Origin of the sequence: Flavobacterium sp. FlaQc-48 (assembly GCF_044007335.1) — a bacterium.
Taxonomy (GTDB): Bacteria; Bacteroidota; Bacteroidia; order Flavobacteriales; family Flavobacteriaceae; genus Flavobacterium.
The window spans coordinates 1-338 of record NZ_JBIPCR010000073.1 but is presented as its reverse complement, the minus strand read 5'-3'; the positions used below and the strand labels follow the sequence as shown (position 1 = coordinate 338).

Genomic DNA, 338 nt, shown 5'->3' with positions numbered 1-338 from the left:
ATCTGTCACTGTAATATGGGTTAAGGTTGTATTTCCTGTATTGGTCACTACAAAAGTATATTCGACCCTGTCCCCCACATTGGTTATTCCGTTACCATTGCTGTCTACAAATACACCCTGTTTTGTTATGGCTATAGATGAACTTGGCGACAATGGTGTTATAGTACAATCCGGGCAGGCAGGATCAACCGGACAGGTTGCGCAAGGTATAGGATCTGTTGATGTTGCCGGTACGTCATTATTGCCCGGATCTTTTCCGGTTGTAGTGGCTAAATTGTAGACTTCTCCCTTATCAATATCAGCTTGTGTTATAAGGTGTACTGCTTTAAATGTTGTTG

General features: G+C 42.3%; 1 protein-coding gene. It reads right to left on the bottom strand.

Features of this window, described 5'->3' with window-relative positions; translation table 11 throughout:
• Positions 1 to 338, bottom strand: a 338-nt coding sequence (locus ACHRWY_RS27635; protein ID WP_395359244.1) for a hypothetical protein, incomplete at both ends; no start/stop codon positions are given.